Annotated in this window: 16 protein-coding genes; 3 read left to right on the forward strand and 13 right to left on the reverse strand. The window is 37.2% G+C overall.

Going from position 1 to position 17,580, the window contains the following annotated elements:
* Nucleotides 1–35 precede the first annotated feature (35 nt).
* The gene (locus tag KBP46_RS21995; RefSeq protein WP_216444175.1) at nucleotides 36–458 is read left to right on the forward strand and encodes a GNAT family N-acetyltransferase; all 423 of its coding nucleotides are present in this window, start codon (nucleotides 36–38) and stop codon (nucleotides 456–458) included.
* Nucleotides 459–523: 65 nt separating this feature from the next.
* On the opposite strand, the gene KBP46_RS22000 is transcribed toward KBP46_RS21995, so the two are convergent.
* From KBP46_RS22000 to KBP46_RS22020, 5 genes are all read right to left on the reverse strand, one after another.
* On the reverse strand, nucleotides 524–1,069 hold the full coding sequence (locus KBP46_RS22000) for a hypothetical protein (RefSeq protein WP_062674813.1): 546 nt from the start codon (nucleotides 1,067–1,069) through the stop codon (nucleotides 524–526).
* Between the two features lie 60 nt (nucleotides 1,070–1,129).
* Nucleotides 1,130–2,695 carry an ABC transporter permease/substrate-binding protein gene (locus tag KBP46_RS22005; protein WP_123279503.1) on the reverse strand — a complete coding sequence of 522 codons (1,566 nt, stop codon included), beginning with the start codon at nucleotides 2,693–2,695 and terminating at the stop codon, nucleotides 1,130–1,132.
* Nucleotides 2,692–3,612 carry an ABC transporter ATP-binding protein gene (locus KBP46_RS22010; protein WP_216444176.1) on the reverse strand — a complete coding sequence of 307 codons (921 nt, stop codon included), beginning with the start codon at nucleotides 3,610–3,612 and terminating at the stop codon, nucleotides 2,692–2,694. Before KBP46_RS22010 ends, KBP46_RS22005 begins: the two co-directional genes overlap by 4 nt.
* 10 nt (nucleotides 3,613–3,622) lie before the next feature.
* On the reverse strand, nucleotides 3,623–4,795 hold the full coding sequence (gene egtB, locus KBP46_RS22015) for an ergothioneine biosynthesis protein EgtB (RefSeq protein ID WP_216444177.1): 1,173 nt from the start codon (nucleotides 4,793–4,795) through the stop codon (nucleotides 3,623–3,625).
* Nucleotides 4,796–4,884: 89 nt separating this feature from the next.
* Nucleotides 4,885–5,868: an L-histidine N(alpha)-methyltransferase gene (locus tag KBP46_RS22020; RefSeq protein ID WP_216444178.1), complete on the reverse strand. Its 984-nt coding sequence runs from the start codon at nucleotides 5,866–5,868 to the stop codon at nucleotides 4,885–4,887.
* A gap of 323 nt (nucleotides 5,869–6,191) precedes the next feature.
* On the opposite strand from KBP46_RS22020, the gene KBP46_RS22025 reads away from it, so the two are divergent.
* Nucleotides 6,192–7,238: an alpha/beta fold hydrolase gene (locus KBP46_RS22025; protein ID WP_216444179.1), complete on the forward strand. Its 1,047-nt coding sequence runs from the start codon at nucleotides 6,192–6,194 to the stop codon at nucleotides 7,236–7,238.
* Nucleotides 7,239–7,306: 68 nt separating this feature from the next.
* On the opposite strand, the gene KBP46_RS22030 is transcribed toward KBP46_RS22025, so the two are convergent.
* From KBP46_RS22030 to KBP46_RS22055, 6 genes are all read right to left on the reverse strand, one after another.
* Nucleotides 7,307–8,449 carry a 1-acyl-sn-glycerol-3-phosphate acyltransferase gene (locus KBP46_RS22030; protein ID WP_216444180.1) on the reverse strand — a complete coding sequence of 381 codons (1,143 nt, stop codon included), beginning with the start codon at nucleotides 8,447–8,449 and terminating at the stop codon, nucleotides 7,307–7,309.
* A gap of 579 nt (nucleotides 8,450–9,028) precedes the next feature.
* The gene (locus KBP46_RS22035) at nucleotides 9,029–9,349 is read right to left on the reverse strand and encodes a GIY-YIG nuclease family protein (RefSeq protein ID WP_216444181.1); all 321 of its coding nucleotides are present in this window, start codon (nucleotides 9,347–9,349) and stop codon (nucleotides 9,029–9,031) included.
* A gap of 676 nt (nucleotides 9,350–10,025) precedes the next feature.
* Nucleotides 10,026–11,492, reverse strand: a complete 1,467-nt coding sequence (locus KBP46_RS22040; protein ID WP_216444182.1) for an McrC family protein — start codon at nucleotides 11,490–11,492, stop codon at nucleotides 10,026–10,028.
* Nucleotides 11,492–13,204 (reverse strand): McrB family protein, encoded by a 1,713-nt coding sequence (locus KBP46_RS22045; protein ID WP_253297109.1) that lies wholly within the window; start codon nucleotides 13,202–13,204, stop codon nucleotides 11,492–11,494. Before KBP46_RS22045 ends, KBP46_RS22040 begins: the two co-directional genes overlap by 1 nt.
* Nucleotides 13,171–13,350, reverse strand: a complete 180-nt coding sequence (locus KBP46_RS22050; RefSeq protein ID WP_216444183.1) for a hypothetical protein — start codon at nucleotides 13,348–13,350, stop codon at nucleotides 13,171–13,173. The genes KBP46_RS22045 and KBP46_RS22050 overlap by 34 nt, the downstream gene beginning before the upstream one ends.
* 789 nt (nucleotides 13,351–14,139) lie before the next feature.
* Nucleotides 14,140–14,652, reverse strand: a complete 513-nt coding sequence (locus KBP46_RS22055) for a hypothetical protein (RefSeq protein WP_216444184.1) — start codon at nucleotides 14,650–14,652, stop codon at nucleotides 14,140–14,142.
* Between the two features lie 297 nt (nucleotides 14,653–14,949).
* Between KBP46_RS22055 and KBP46_RS22060 the strand changes: the two genes are divergently transcribed.
* Nucleotides 14,950–15,360 (forward strand): helix-turn-helix transcriptional regulator, encoded by a 411-nt coding sequence (locus tag KBP46_RS22060; protein WP_216444185.1) that lies wholly within the window; start codon nucleotides 14,950–14,952, stop codon nucleotides 15,358–15,360.
* A gap of 39 nt (nucleotides 15,361–15,399) precedes the next feature.
* On the opposite strand, the gene KBP46_RS22065 is transcribed toward KBP46_RS22060, so the two are convergent.
* Nucleotides 15,400–16,599 (reverse strand): DNA/RNA helicase domain-containing protein, encoded by a 1,200-nt coding sequence (locus KBP46_RS22065; RefSeq protein WP_216445514.1) that lies wholly within the window; start codon nucleotides 16,597–16,599, stop codon nucleotides 15,400–15,402.
* Entirely contained in the window at nucleotides 16,566–17,579 is a 1,014-nt protein-coding gene (locus KBP46_RS22070) for a GIY-YIG nuclease family protein (RefSeq protein WP_216444186.1), read from the reverse strand. The genes KBP46_RS22065 and KBP46_RS22070 overlap by 34 nt, the downstream gene beginning before the upstream one ends.
* Nucleotide 17,580: the final 1 nt, after the last annotated feature.

Raw genomic sequence — 17,580 nt, forward strand, 5'->3', positions numbered from 1 at the left:
GTAAGTTCTGACCTTTGTGATCTAAATTTACAATTATGATCAGAGAAATTACGGTAACAGATTATCCACGTTTGATTGAGATCTGGGAGAGCGCAGTGAGGAATACCCATGATTTTCTTAAAGAAGAAGACTTTGCATATTATAAAAAACAGCTTCCTGGCTATTTCCCGCATGTCACCCTTTCAGGGTTTGAACAAGAAGGTATTTTAGTTGGGTTTGCAGGTGTTGCGGAAGGAAACCTTGAAATGTTGTTTGTAGACAATAACTACCGAAGTACCGGAATAGGAAAAAAATTAATTGAATATGCAATATCTCATTTACAGGTAACCAAAGTGGATGTAAATGAGCAAAATAGCCAGGCTGTTGGTTTTTACAGACATATGGGGTTCAATATACTGAATAGATCCGAACAGGATGGAGAAGGTAAAGAATATCCCGTCCTGCATATGCAATTATAGCCTATAAATAAACAGAAAATCCCTGCGTTCAAAAGAGCAGGGATTATTTTTATATAAATCTGAATTTATTTTACCTTTTCAAGGAGATATAATTTTGCTCCGGAAAAACCTAATTTAGGCATGAGATTGCCTTCCAGAACCATAGTTTTATTAGTCACATCAATCACAGATATATAATTGTTGGAATTATACTCTATATAATTCTCCTTTTCTTTCGTTGAAGGATTTTTTCCGAATTCCATAGAATATTTTACCCAATCTTCATCCTGTGTACTGCAGTGTACGGGCTTGAATTTAGACTTTTTAGCCTTGAAAACAATCTGATCAAAACCTTCCGTACATTCCGAAGTAAATGTTCCGTCCGGATTCTGATCTTTTGAAAAATCTTCAAAAGAACCACGGTAAACACCTACTACTTTCCAGGTACCATCCAGACGGTCTTCATCTATCTTTCCCTTAGCCTTGCTTACGGCCCAGCTAATCCCGTTTACTGTACCTTTTACCGCTTTATAACTTAAGCTTACTGCACCTGATACTACTTTTGTAGCCGTTCTTACCACACATGATTGGAGAACCAATACAACCGAAGCCAGCAATAGTATTTTTTTCATTTTGTCAATTTTTTCAGATACGAAGATAGGGTTTTTAAAAAAACTGATGGATTTCAAAGACTATTGATCAAAATAATGGGTAAGATCAGATATATTTTTGATATGAAGATCTTCAGCCTGCTTTCTTCGCATCATCAGAGCATAAGCATTATTAAATCCTAACGGTTTCAGCCATTGAATCCCATATTGTTTTTCAAACTCGGTATTCACATATTCATAGGTTGTCTCAGGACTTTTGGACACATTGCTGATGGTCTCTGTGGAAGGTTTTAAAAGCACCAGAAGCCCTGTTCCGGTATATTCAGGATAAAAATCTATGGCATCATTCATTAACGCATCAAAACATATTTTTGTTCCCCCTAAACCCGTTTTCGTTTCCACTTTATAATCTGTATACCCTTCAATAAGCATCGTATACATTTCTGCGAGAATATATTGCTCACCAAAGATTTTTGAACCAATTCTGACTGTTCCGGAATTTCTTTTTCCAGGACTTTTATACAGATTATTTCTGATGAGAAATTCCTTTGCAATCTTTTCCGGGGTTTCATGGAGATGATCAGCTCTGTAATTCAGGTCTGTCATGATGGAATCTGTGAACTTTCCTGCCAATAGATTTAAGGTTCTTTCCAGCTCCGGAAATTTTTTCAGCGTTTTGGTCTTGATAATGGGAGCCGCATAATAAGGAGGAAATATTTTTTTATCATCATCCAGTACATAAAGATCATACGCTTTGATTCTGCCGTCTGTAGAATATCCGCTGATCAGATCCAGTTCATTCTCATAAGCAGCCTTATACATAATCGCATCACTTACCACAAGAGGATTTACATTGAGTCCATAGACTGAGCGAAGCCCGATATCACCATCCTGTCTCCCCATAAATTCCGGTGTAAAACCCGCTTTAATCGTACGGTGTGACCCAAAAATCAGAACATATCCTATTCCCAGAATAATAAGGATAACAGGAAGAATATATTTTAGTTTTTGAAAGAACCGATAACCCGATTTCTGGATCATGGCAATAATCTGATCCAGAAAAACTGCTAATAATGCCGCCGGAATGGCTCCAGCCAGAATCATATTCGTATTGTTGAGCGAAATTCCCCCGAAGATAAACTCTCCCAAACCTCCTGCTGCCACAAAAGAGGCCAGAGTAGCCACTCCAACATTAATAACAGCAGCGGTCCTGATACCTGCTATAATAACCGGCATGGCCAAGGGAAGCTTTACTTTAAAAAGAAGCTGGTTTCTGTTCATTCCCATGGCCTTAGCTGCCTCAATCACAGCTGGATCTACACCTGTAATTCCGGTATAGGTATTCCGGATAATGGGCAGAAGAGCATAGATCAATAAAGCAGCAATGGCGGGCTTCGGACCAATGCCTAAAACAGGAATCATAAATCCCAGCAAGGCAATACTCGGAATGGTCTGTAAAATGCCGGCGATGCCCAGCACCGGACTGGAAAGCTTCTTTTTTCTGGAAATCAGTATTCCTAATGGCACTCCCACAATGATAGCCAAAAGCAGAGACAAAAAGGTAAGCCCAAGATGCTGAATGATCTGGGTGGTTAATTTTTCGTGCTGTTCCGCAATAAATTGCCAAAGACTCTGCTGCTGCGTCATACCATCTGTGATTTTCTATACTGATTAAACGCTCTGACCACTTCTTCATACACTTCAGCGTTTTGGTGATCCGAACTCAATTGCTGTAAAATATCCCATACACTTTTACTACCCGTACCGTTGGGTCTGTAGTATACATTTTCTGGTGTAAGAAACGGGCTGATGTGATGTAACGATGTTACTTTATACTCTAATAAAAGACGGTTTTTGGTGAAAAAATCACGCACAAAGTCATTTTCAGGGTGGTAAAGCATTTCTCTGGGAGTACCGGTCTGTACAATTTTTCCCTGATCCATCAGACATATCCGGTGACCCAGCTCAAAGGCTTCCTGTACATCATGAGTAACCAGTATGATGGTTTTACTTTTAAGTTCTTCCAGCGATTTAAATTCCGAATGAATATCAGCCTTGGTAATCGTATCAAGCGCTCCGAAAGGTTCGTCCATCAGCAAAACAGGATTATCTGCAATCAAAGCTCTTGCAATACCTACCCGCTGCTGTTGTCCTCCGCTCAACTCGTGGGGAAACCGGGAAAGTACCTCTTCAGAAAGATGGAGTTTGGCCAAAAGCTCATCCGTTTTCCTTTTCGTCTTCTTTTTGTCCCATTTCAAAAGCTCAGGAACTACTGCAATATTCTGCTGAATCGTATAATGGGGAAATAACCCCGAATGCTGCATGACAAAACCAATTCCCATTCTCAGTTCCTCAGCCTTCTGATCACGGATATTTTTGCCATCTATGAAAATATTTCCGGAATCTGCTTCTATGAGACGGTTGATCATCTTAAGCGTGGTTGTTTTCCCGCATCCGCTGGTTCCTAAAAGAACAAGAATCTCCTGATCAAATGCCTGAAAAGAAATTTGATCTACTGCCTTTTTTCCGTTAAAACTTTTTGAAATTGATTCTACTGTAATCATCGGCAAAAAATTACTGGGCAAGTCTGATTCCTGTGAACTGCCATTTTAAATTAGGCTGAAAAAAATTGCGGTATGTATTTCTGCTGTGTCCCGGAGGAGTAGCTTCCGAAGCTCCTCTTAAGACCATTTGATTGATCATGAATTTTCCGTTATATTCCCCTACAGCTCCTGCTTCTTTCTTAAAATGAGGGTAGGGCAGATAAGCAGAATTCGTCCATTCCCAGCGTGTTCCCCAGTCAAAATAAACGGAAGCCGTTTCCCATTCTTCTTCAGTAGGCAGACGCATTCCTTTCCAGGAGGCAAAAGCAGACGCTTCATAGAAATTGATATGGCACAATGGGGCGTCAGGGTCTATTTCCTGTAAGCCATTGAGGGTATAATACATCCATTTATTTTCGATATAATGCCAGTACAGCGGGGATTTTGCAGCATTCTGTTTCACCCAGTCCCATCCTTCAGCATGCCAGTGTCTGAAATCTTCATATCCGCCTGCTTTCATAAATTCTAAATATTCACTATTGGTGACAAGCCGGCTGGCAATTTTAAAATCTGTAAGATATACTTTATGCCTTCCTAATTCATTATCAAAGCAAAATCCATCTCCTTTATATCCAATTTCATAGACTCCTTCAGAAAATTTGAGCATTTCCAGATCTTCGGAGCTGTTTTTTCCGGATTTTTCTTCTTTTGTATACGCCGGGAAAAGCGGATTGTGCCCTAAAATATATTTAATGTCAGTCACTAATAATTCCTGGTGTTGCTGCTCATGGTTAAGCCCCAGTTCCAACAGCGGTTCAAGAGCTTCTGTCAGAAATGAGCTTTCAAGAAAAGCTTCCATATGCTCATCTACATATTTTCTGTATTGATACACCTCTGAAACAGAAGGACGGCTGAGGTTTCCGCGGTCGGTCCGGATCACCCTTGCTCCGATAGTTTCATAGTAGCTGTTGAAAACAAAATTATACTGTGGATCAAAAACCTTGTAATCCGGAAAATGCGGGGTAAGGATGAAAGTCTCAAAAAACCAGGTGGTATGACCAAGATGCCACTTCGGAGGGCTTACATCTACAATCGGCTGCACTACATAATCCTCGATTTCCAGCGGAGCACAGATTTCTTCAGAACGTCTGCGGATGTTCCGATACTTTTTGGTAATATCTTTTGCGATGATCTCTGGTGTCATGTCTTTTAGTTTTTAATGATTACAATTCTATGAAATAAGGATGTTTTATTTTTTCACTTTTGCAGATTGGCTGTGTGTATCATCTCTTTTTATTTTACCTGCCAGATGCTGTCTAAAAACCATTTTTTAGCATCTTTGATCTCTCCTGTGATGGTAAAACCTGATTTCTCGCCCAATTCCCTGATGTTTTCAGGAGAAAATTTCTGTGAAATTTCCATATCGATAAGTTCGTTTTCTTCAAAAGAAATCTTTGTATTGTCAATCATAACATCCTGGCTGATAAGGCTGATCAGAAAACTTCTGCAGGCTCCGGTAACAGGATCATAAGTCTGGTAATGCTGAAATTGTTTCACATCGAAATTACCACCCAGTTCATTGTTGATACGGGTCAGAAGATTAAGGTTAAAAGAAGCGGTAATTCCTTCTTTGTCATTATAAGCCTCCAGAATAATGTGCGGATTTTTCTTGAGGTCAAATCCTACCAATACACGATCTTTTGTGGATAGATTGCTATTCAAATGCAGACAGAAGTCTTCAGCCTCTTCAGGAGTCATATTCCCGATATTGCTTCCTAAAAATAAAACAACTTTTCTCCGGTCCGATAATGAAGCGGCTTTTTGAAGCATTTCAAAATAATCCCCTTCCAGACAGACTATTTTCATTTCCGGAAGCTGATTGCTTAGTTTTTTGTGAAGTATCGAAAGGATATTTCCTGAGATATCAATCGGCATGTAAGTAAAGTCAATCCCTTTCCTGATCAGCTGTTCAAGTAAGTAGGTGGATTTTATGGCGTCTCCCGCTCCTAATTCAATCAGGTCGAAAGGTTCATTTCCGGGAATAAGCAGATCAATAAGTTCATCTGTTTTATTTTTGAAGATATCCAGTTCACACCGGGTCAGATAATAGGAAGGCATGGCCATGATTTCCTGAAAAAGATGATCACCTATCTTATCGTAAAAATACTTTGAAGATAATTTTTTAGGAGCATTTTGAAGTCCGTTCAAAACATCTGAACGGAAATGATCAACAGCATTCTTTTCAGTCTTAGATTGTGGGTCTAACTGTATATTCATAAGTCTTATTTTGTGTGATTTTGTAGAGTATTGCAATTATCCTGCCTTTTACAACATGAAATTTTTTTTGCATATATCTAATTAAATATAAACAATTTTACTTTTAATAGAATGATTATCATGATGTTTTTACAAGATGTGGTACTTTTTTATACCCCGGAAATTCTTTCTTTTAAAATTAAAACAATGAAGAAGAGTAGGGAAGCTGTCTTGTTTACCGCCCGAAAATCAGTATTCAACGTTTAATATGACCTGTTCAAAGTATTTGTTCTTATTCCGATCTCTGCTTTGCCATAATTTTACCAGCACAAAACATCACTATTATGAATACTACATTGAACTTCAGTAAAAGAATACAATCCATTTTATCCCTGTTTATTTTGACGGGAATGGGATTTTTGTCTTTAAAAGCACAGACGTATACCAAGCGAGAAAAAGACCTGGAAACATCCGTTACCTCCGCGTTTCAGAATACAAAGAACATCAGAGCCGGACTGCTGAACGTTGGATATGCAGAAGTCGGCCCGGCTAATGGAAAACCTGTTATTCTTCTTCATGGATGGCCTTATGATATCCATAGTTTTGAAGAATCCTCCGCTATACTTGCTGAAAAAGGATACCGTGTCTTAGTTCCTTATTTGAGAGGATATGGTACAACGACCTTTGTTTCTCCCAATACAAAACGAAACGGTCAGCAGAGTGCTGTTGCATTGGATATCATTGCTTTTATGGATGCCCTGAAAATAGATAAGGCCATCATTGGCGGTTTCGACTGGGGTGCAAGAACCGCAGATATCATGGCTGCACTGTGGCCTGAACGATGCACCGGACTGGTAGCGGTAAGCGGCTATTTGATTGGAAGTCCAAAGGCCAATGAAAAACCCTTGCCTCCGAATGCCGAGTTGTTATGGTGGTATCAGTATTATTTTTCAACAGAAAGAGGGTATAAGGGGTATAAAGCCAATACTTTAGCCTTTAATAAACTGATATGGAAAACGGCTTCTCCAAAATGGACTTTTGATGACCAGATCTACGAGCGTTCTGCCAAAGCATTCGATAACCCTGATCATGTAGATATTGTGATCCACAATTACCGCTGGCGTCTGGGATTAGCAAAAGGAGAAAAACAATACGATGCGCTTGAAGCCAGGCTGGCAAAATCTCCGTCCATTTCGGTCCCAACAGTTACCCTGGAAGGCGATGCCAACGGAGCAGCATTTCCTGCACCGGAAAGTTATGCTTCAAAATATACAGGTCAATATGCACATCATACTTTAACGGGCGGAATTGGTCACAATTTGCCACAGGAAGCTCCAAAAGCATTTGCAGAGGCAATCATAGAAGTAGATTCCATGTCAAAATCCAAATAAAAATCTGAAAGAATACAACAAAACCACTGCTCAAGAACAGTGGTTTTTTATCTTTATAGTATCCTAAACTAGTTTTTATACTCTTCTTCAACCTTCAGTTTATTCACCAAAGGATTGGCATACATTGCTAAGAAATACTCTCTGGAAACAGGATCTGAAGGATCTATGCGCATTTCAAGTCTGCGGACAAATAACTGTTTTTCCTGTTCCGTATATTCGGAAGCATATGTATTCGTGTTATGAAGCAGATCGTAAGCGATATACTTGGTTGGCCAAAGCTTATAATTACTGATGATAGAACGGTCAATTACCTGTGCAATGGCCTGCAGTTGTTTGTTTTTATTATCAATGCTGGCTGCAATTTCATCCAGTTCTTTATCCAGAACATCACCGGCATGAAGGTGGATGCGTTTCTTTTGGCCCAGAATTCCGCTGATAATGTTGGTGAAATCTTCATTTTTCCCTTTAATGTATTCCTCATCTCTGTGTTGTGCCAGTAGCTGAGGCATTTTTAAGGAATCTGTAGGATCATACTCATAGGAGATAGAGATAGGAACAATCTTTAATGTTTTAAAATAATCTGTCAATGACTGGTCTCCGGCTGCCATGGCAAGCATTTTCAAAACACCCTGCTGGGTAGAATCGTTACCATTTTTGGTACGGCCTTCACGCTGGGCAATCCATACAGAGCGGTTTTCCTGAAGGAGCAGCTCTTTAATATACTCAGACATCGTCTGTGAACTTGTCAACTGTTCACGAAGCGGCAGTCCTCTTTGTACCAAAAAATTCCGGTTTAGTTTTGCCAGTACGTTTAAGAACTTCTTACGCACAAGATTATCTCCGATGGCAGAAGCCGTCATTACATAACCCCCTTCCAGCAATACCAGATTAAGCAGTGAAGTATCCAGAACGATATCTCTGTGGTTCGAGATGAAAAGGTAAGAAGTGTTTTTATCCAGCTTATCAAATCCTGAAGTCGTTAAACCGTCAGAACTTTTTGCAAGGATCTGGCGAACGGCAAAGGCAACAAACTGATGCTGAAAATCACTTATGGAATGAACATTCTTAAACTGTTCCAGCCAAAGCTGCTCATCCGTATCAGGAAAAGTAAAATTCATAAAGGCTTTCATCATGGGATCACGGGCTATGCTCTGTAATCTCTCATTCACTTCCTGATCATAGAAATACCGGATTTCATCAAACTTAGACATGCGGTTAGGTAAAAATTAAAACTTTTTGCAAAAGAACGAAAATTTATCGGGGGAGAGGCTATAAAGGGTGTTAAAGTATTATGAAGGGCGTAGGAGTTTGGGCTCGGCAGTACTCTTCTATCTTAGTTTGTAGCAGAAATTCAATAGAAATGGGCTTTAGCCTAAACTTAGACGTGTTATATTGAGATTCCTGCGGAATGACAAACGGTGTGGATAGTCTAAGTGAGCAGTTTGTATTATGCGTGGAGCAAATAAGAGATTATGCACACACAAATAAGCGCCCACTTTGTCATTCCGCAGGAATCTAAACTCTTATATTGTCATCACTTATCATCATAAAGCTTTCTAGGCCTGGATTCCTACGGAATGACAAACGTTGTGGATAGTCTAAGCGAGCAGTTTGTATTATGTCTGAAGCAAGTAACTATGCACATGTACACACACCAATAAGTACCCACTTTGTCATTCTGCAGGAATCTAAGCTCTTATTTTACCCTCGGAATTAAAACATTCTCTATGAACTTTCTACATTATTAATCTGACGATATCCAATTTTGTAATTCATATAAAATATCCGTATCAAATCCAGTTTTCAAACAGGTAATTCAAAAATTCTAAATTAGGATTTGTGTTCCTTATCAGTTCAAGTTTCTTAATTCTTGACCAGTCTTTAATTTCCTTTTCTCTTTGAATGGCATGATGAATCCAATTATATTTTTCATAATAAATCAGATATTCAAGATTATATCTTGCTGTGAAACTGCGCGGATTGAGCTTCGTTTTGTGTTGATACAATCTCCTGTGCAGGTTTCCTGTAACACCGGTATAAAGAACTCTTCTATTTTTATTGGTAAGAATATAGATATAGTAGGTATATCTTCCTTTTGAAAATGCAGTCATTTGTGTATTTGTTTTACAAAAGGTACAAAAAATATAGAACCACTTTTTTTCAATTGGATTTAATTGTTTTTATTCCACCTTTTGTCATAGAAATCGGAATGACCAACGGTGTGGATAGTCTAAGTGAATGGTTTATATGTATAGAGTAAACAAGAGACTATGCACGCACACAGAAGCACACACCTTGTCATTCCGTAGGAATCTCGACTCTAATTTTATCCTCATTTATCATCAGAATGCTTTTATGGCTGGATTCCTATGGAATGACAAACGTTGCGGATAGACTAAGCGAATAGGTTGTAGTATGTCTGAAGCAAGTAACTACTCACTTACACACACCAATAAGCGCCCACTTTGTCATTGTGCAGGAATCTAAGCAGTAGTTTATCCTCATTTATCATCAGAAAGATTTCTATGCCCTGGATTCCTACGGAATGACAAACGTTGTGGATAGGCTAAGCGAATAGGTTGTGGTATGTTGAAGCAAGTAACTATGCACACTTACACACACCAATAAGCGCTAAGCTAGTCATACCGTAGGAATCTCGACTCTTACATTGTCATCACCTATTGTCAGAGACTATACACGCGCAAATAAGCACCGACCGTGTCATTCCAGGAATCTAAATATTATAGACACATTATTTTAAACCTTCATTGCCACAAAGCATCCTTACTAGCTTACAGGCAAATTTATTCCCAGTTTAAAAATTTTATGATAAGCAGTGATTTGATTATCAGTATTATCAAACTGTCTTTTTATGTTTTCAATTGAAAAGTTATGCAGTAATGAGGGAGGATTATTAGAATTCTCACTATCAGGCTGTTGAAGATGAGGGTAAATAATCAGGCAATCCAATATCTGATCTTCTTTCCAGTCCTTATTTTTACTTTTCATTTCGTTGATAACCTTCTTTAAACGGGAGTACCCTGAAACCTGGCGAATGTCTTTGTGGATATGACTTTTAGTATATTTTAATTTATACTTAGTATCAATGACCATTTCATAGCCCGGTTTACTAATCAGAAAATCCAGATGATTTCCGTAGGTTTTGAATTGATAATGAATATGATGAGCGTCTTCAGGATTAGCTTTGATCAATTGATAATAAAAATAAAGTTCAAACAGTCTGGGCATATCAATCCAGAAGGGAGGCGTTTTTATTTTTTTCTGCGTCGTTTTCGTAATCGTATACGAGAACCGTTTCAGAATAAATTTCCCTATTCGTAAAGCCTCTCCATATTCATTGAAGAACGGATTTTTTTTGCCGTGTTTTAATTGATGTTCATCAACATCGGTACTGATATGTTCAAATGCCGGCCTGCAATAATTTAAAATATGTTGAACAGATTCTATATTGGAAGAAAATAGTGAAGGATTGTTCTCGATATAGCTGGTTGCAAACACCAATACTTTTTTTAGAAACCTGTTTTCAAAATAATCTTCACCAAAAACCTGAAATTCACAAAAAGCAGAGGTGGTTTTATTTTTTAAAACATTCTTCTTTATATGTGGACCTATTAATAATTTACCCTTCACTCTACTATTAAGATTTTCCTGGGCTTTATAATATGCTTTTTTTAATCCTTTTCTTACAATTATTTTCAAATGCTGCAAAAACTGTATAATAAGAAAAGGGGTCAAACGATCATCTTTTTGATCTATTTCGATATATTTTGCATCCCAGTCTATTTGGATAATATCTTTTGAATAGTGTGCAGTTTGTGGCAAAGCCATGACATCCAAAAGAATTTTAAGATAATTGACTTCTTTAGTCTCTGTCTTTTCCTTGCTATCATATTTTTCAGGGAGGGGAACAGAATTTTCTTCTTCATTGAGGCAGTTCCGGAAGTACTGCGACAAACCTGCATTGATCTTGGGTTCTACATAAATGGTTCTGCCGGTATTTCCCAGCCAGTCAATACCTACAAAATAATCTGCCTTAATTTCACAATGATTTTCTCTTTTTACCACCGAAAAAGAATAAGACTGATGGTTGAACTTTTTACTTTCCAAAGCCGCAAACAGCTGAAAAGAGTCGTCATCAAGATGCAGCAGTTCATCTGCTATATTGGTAAAAGACTCTTTAGCAGCAACCCGTTTGATCAGAAAACTTTTATGTTCCGAAAGTAAAATTCCCATTAATTATTTGTTTTCAGATCATTGATATATTCTTTAATATCTTTTCCGTCATGGCTTCCAATAAGAATACCATCTTTCACATACTCAAGAAGAATAGGAACTACTTCATAATTCATTTTCATTCTGAAAATTTCCTCTTTTGTCTGCCCATCCTGTATATCTTCATTTTTGGCAATAAAATAACTGTGTCCCAACTGAACATCCTTAGCTTCAAATTCGCCACTTATATTTCCGTTCAAGAACAATTGTGAAACTTTTTCAAAACCTTCAGTATTAAAATGAATACTGGTATCATGCTCAAGAGATTCCGGCAATACATCAATAAAAGCAAAACGTCTTCTGATCGCATAATCAATGTGTCCTACACTACGGTCTGCGGTATTCATAGTACCTATGATGTACAGGTTGTTAGGAAGAATGAGATCCCTTTTACCATCCACTTCGTATACGCTTTCTACTGCTTGGCCTCTGTATTCAAGAGCGTAAATTAATTCTCCTAGTACAGATGACAGGTTAGCACGATTGATTTCATCGACTACTAGAACATAATTCTCTGAATGAGATTGCGATTTATTATCAACAGGTGCAGATTTACCTTCCAAAAAATGTCTGAATTTATCTACCATTGGAAAATAATATGATGTTCTGTGATACACTGTTTTTGCAAGATCATCAAATCCTATTGTTTCTTCTTTTCTTGTGATATTATATTTATATAATTTTTTAATCTCACTAAACTTTAATCGATCTCCTTTCCATCCTTCACTGGAAATGTGAAAAGAATTCTCTCCGATATCGGTTAGAAAAAGTTTATTGGTAAGTTGTATTTTATGATCGTTGGCAATCAACTCTTCCTCTATGGAAGTTTTAAAATGTTCAAACATTTCATCAAGCCATTCTGCATGTGGGAATTCGTTGATATGTTGAGAATGTTCACACGCTCTTTTGATGAAATCACCTAAAACTTTGTTTTCAGCCTCATAGATAATTCCATTTCCTTCCTCGTCAGGTTTTGCTACAATTCCTCTTACAAAATCTTCATAACTATAGCTAGGATGAAACTGGATAAGTTTAAACTGGGGGTGATTTTTTAATTCTTTAGTATTATTCAATCCTAATAATTCAACAGCCAGTTCCTTTGCTTGTCTGGTTTTTCCGGTTCCCGGAGGGCCTTGCAGGATGATTTGTTTTTTATATTCTAAGATTTGGATCTGCTGTTCCAGTTTATTTTTGTTCATATTATTTTGTTCTTCGGAAGATGGGGTATTTTGTTCCTGAAAATAATCGTAAACCTGCCATGGAAGGGTTACAATTTCAAAGCCGTCTTTATTGAGTTTTTCTTTGAATATCTGAAGCAAATGATGGCTGTCTTCAAACCAGTCATAGGTAAGTTCCATTTTGAAATCCTCAACATGGGTATTCAACAGGTACACCAGCTGTCCCAATTTGTCCTGATTGACAATGGTGCACAACAGCTGAGGCTGCAAACCGGCGATCAGTCTGTTGGTAGCGGCTTTTTTATTATTGCCTGTATACATTCGGATCAGTTCTTTGATCTGATGATAAGTCTCAAATAAAGGTTGCTCCTGGCTTAAGGCAATTTTCTGTAACAATGCGGAAAGCTCAGGCCAGTTACGTTTGATAAGGTCTTTTTCTGCATGGGTAAAATATCCCTGTCTCAGAGACGAAACACATTGGTCTGCAGAACGCATAAAAAACTCATAAAAAGTTCGTTGTCCCAATCTTCCCAATTTTTCCCTGTGCTTGCCTCTGCTACAAACTGAGGAACAAAACGGTTATATTCTTCCTTCCAAGGCTCCCAGATCTCTATTTCGTCAATTAATTCTGTAAAAGTCATTTTTGGCTATAGTTTTTCATATTCTGACAAACAGCTTAGGCTGTATTATCCAATTAAGATCGCAATAATAATAAAAATCTCCAGCTTCTGCTTACGGGAAAGCGTAAATTTTCTTAAAAGTCACTATAAATATTGCTCAGAAGTACCCATAGACCCTTCGGAAGTCCCTCTAGCCCCTTCACCAATCCCCTGGAGGGACTTCATGAACGGTCTCTACCCCCTTCATGAAGGGGCTATACCCCTTGGGTAAGGGGGTAGACGGACTTGGATAAGGGGCTCCACCTGCTTATATAAGAGGGTAGAGACCGTTGTCCAAAGGGGCGGAGACGGTTATTATACAACCTGGAGGAGGTTAGGGAAGGAGGTAAGAGGAGTAAAATACTATTGTAAGAATCATGAGCACTATTCATCTGGCTTCATCAGTGGTACAGCCACCATCCTTTGCTTCCTCCAATCATCAATTCGAACCAATAAAACCTTTGCATTTTAAAATATTCTGTTTCTTCAGATGCAATGGCTTATTATTTTGTTTTAAACGCAGGGTCGCAAAGTTTTCAATATTGATATGTTTTGTAAGGCGCAGGAAAATCAAAGATTTTCAGCAGGTAAGTATATTGGGTTATAGCAATTTTATCGGAGATAAAATCTTTGCGCCTTAAACAGCGGCCCTATAATAAGAACTTGCGTCTTTGCGATTTCCAACCAAAAATAAGCAGATGGATCATCACAAAAAAAGCACGTTTTTCACGTGCTCATGTTGAGAGAGGATGTATTGAATGTAACACTATTTTACTTAGAAGATGTATCAGGATCTGCTGAGGACGGAGGAACCTGAGTTTGCTGAGGAGTTTGTGCCGTCACAAAAAACTGCTTCATATCATCATAAATAACATTGGTCCCCGGTACATTCTCCTCGGAAAGGTATCTAATACTTCGGTAGAAACTGATGGCGTTATGATAGTTATCGTGATCCAGCAATACCTTGGTGTCTGAAAGCTGTTCTGTTAAAGAATCCAGCTGTTGCAGCCTTTGTTCGATCTGTTCTCTGGCGATATAATCTTTATCGAATTCTGCTTTATCCAGGAAGTTAGGAACATATTGGGCATATTGTTCCATATAGATTTTGGCTTTATTCACGAAGAGCTTGTTTTGTTCTGCAATTCTTCCGTATTGCTGTCTCTGATCCGGAGTAAGGTTGATGGTTTTTCCCAACAGTACAGACTGAATGTCCTGAATTGCTTTATCAATCGTTTCCAGATCACTTTTTGAAAAGCTTACACTGATTAAATTGTCTAGTGCCATAATATTGTGTTTTTTTGGTTTGTAGGATCAAATATAGGGAGCGCAAAGCATAGAAAAACAGGGTGTTGTAAGATTTTCAGAGCGTGTTCATCAGAAAATGAAAATCAGATAACAGGTTTTATTTTTTCTGACTTTTTGATGAAAAAAAGAGGGCATAAAAACGGAAATGGCGAAATAGGAGAGAAGGACCGTTTCACACTATCAGCATGAAGAACAGAGATTGTAATTAAGCTGTTTTTTAAGGCGAGTTTTTATAAATATTTTTCTATATTTAAACCTCATAAATGTTGAATTATCATGGAACATACAATACATCAGGGACGCAATGTAAAACGATTCAGAGAAATGCTGGGCATCAAGCAGGAGGCATTGGCTCTTGACCTTGGGGACGACTGGAACCAGAAGAAAATTTCTATGCTGGAACAGAAAGAAATTATTGAAGACCCTTTACTGAAAAGAATTTCTGAAGTATTGAAAATTCCGGTGGAAGCATTTCAAAATTTTGATGAGGAGCAGGCGGTGAATATTATTTCTAATACGTTTGGAGAACATGCATTTAGCAACTCATTTAATTATGGTACAATTAATTTTCATCCTATTGAAAAAATAGTTCAATTGCATGATGAAAAGATTGCTCTTTATGAAAGAATGCTGAAGGAGAAGGATGAGATGATGGTGAGGCTGGAGAGGTTGATTGAGAAGGGATAACTTAAGATACAAAAGGGTTCAGCGCGAGCTGAACCTTTTTTACTTTTTCAATACTTTCACAAAAATACCTAGAGTTTTAAAATCAATCGTTTCCTCATCTCTAAGAATGATAGGCTCAAAATTAGAATCGTAGGATTGAGGTAGCAATACTATTTCTTCATGATGCCACCCTTCTTCATCAGTAATTTTTTTGCTGGAATACTCTTTAATAGTGTAATTACTTCCAAATTCTAAGTCAGTAATGTTTCTTCCTTCAACTAGAGTGATTAAGCCGTTACGAGAACCTCCGCTATATTTTTTGAACAAACAAATACTCCCATTAGGAATGATTTTGTTCATAGATTCACCTATAACAGTGCATGCAAAATAATCATCTCTATTTTCTAGACTATCCAGTTCTATATATTTTACATTCTCTAATTCCTGCAGTTCAGAAAAAGAGCCTGCCGCAATATTTAGATCGTAGAAAGGAATTGAGCTTTCTGTAGGAGTATTTGAAATTTGTATTAATTTTTCCTCATTGGAAGAAGGGGCATAAGGTGGAATAAATTGTTGGAGAAAGCGTCTCAAATTTTCATTACATGCATAAATGTAAGTGCCTTCTATCCCTCTCAGCAATATGGTCTTATAAATATTGATAATAAAATCTAATAATTCTTCTTCATTTTTAATCGAGTTTTTACCATTCTTATCTTTATACCTTTGCTTATCAACAGTAAGTTTTCCGGATGTAAAATCATAGTCCAATTCAGGACCTATAATGACTCCTGTATAATTCAAATCGTAACCTTGTGTGGTATGGATGCACCCTACCTCATCTATAGAATTAGGTGAATTTACCCAATCTACAGAAATACTATTCCATTTTAACTGATTTTCACCAATAACAATATCATAAGCCTCAGTATTTTTATTTGAAACCCATTCCCAGGCATATCCTGCTACTATTCTTGATAAACCATGAAGTTCGTTTTTCTCTTTTATTCTGTTAATCATTTGAGAAAGATTATCAAAAAGATATAATTCGTAGTCATCTGTTTTATATTGCTGTAAAGAAAGGGTAGAAGGTGCATCAAAAATTTTATGAATTAACTTTATATACTTATTTCCGCCACGTACCCGAAGCTGAGTTTTTAATTTTTCAACACGGGTTGAAGGAGCCAATTCTAATTTCTTAAAACTTTCTTTAGAGGTATCGGAAGGCTTTATAGATTGATATTGATCATAAAAATAATAGATTTATTACTTTGCAGAATAACCCAATCTAATTCCGATGCGGTAAATTTATTTAAACCTAGCTTTTCACAGTTACGATCGAACGTTCCAAAGTATGAACCTAAATTTACTCTTCTTCTTAAGCGATGCCCTTCGTCAACGATGATAAGGTCATATTTATTTTGTGCTAAATCTGAAGGTCCTATTACCATCTTTTGTGATAATCCGTTTACATTCTTAAAAACATTAGAAATCGTTTTTCTGAATGATGCCATTGGAATAACCAATGCCATATTCAAATCTGTGTATTTCTCTTTTACTCTTTTTAATAAGAGAAAAAGCTCGTCATCATCTTCATCAAAATCAGCGTAATTAAAATCTTCTAAATTAGTTTTTAATAATTTAAATAAAAAAATAGCTAAAATGGATTTTCCCGTTCCCGCTCCTCCATGAATAAGACTAACCTTAGCATTTTCATCCAACAAACAGTTTAGAATCATTTTCAATCCCTTGATTTGTTCTTTGGAAAGAGATTTATAAGGAGAATATTTGAAAAGATCTGAGTTATTGATAAAATCCAGAGAGTGTCGGGATATGCCTAGCTGTCTTAGTTCATCCCAGATATCTTTGAATAAATTCCAATACACTTTCTTTTCATGATATTGATGATTGGAAATACCAAGATTACCGTTTTGTAATGTGTACTGTCCGTCAGCAGAAATGTATTTTATAAGATTTGATTCTAAATCTAAAGTTGCGGATTTGTGAAATAAATTGCTTAAGATGAGATTTACTGATGAAAGATGTTTCTTTTCATCTGACTTTAAATGGGTATTTATTCTGGTTAATACATCTGTAGTTTCTCCTATATAAGCTGCTTTAGTTTTTTTATCTTTCAAAAAATAAACTATTGGCCAGGATAAGTAGTCTTTGTGATTGTTATTTATTTTTGTTTCTATGAGGTGATCAAAATCGTATTCCTCTGTAATTGTAAAATTCTTCATT

This window comes from Chryseobacterium sp. PCH239 (assembly GCF_018924625.1).
GTDB classification, from domain to species: Bacteria; Bacteroidota; Bacteroidia; order Flavobacteriales; family Weeksellaceae; genus Chryseobacterium; species Chryseobacterium cucumeris.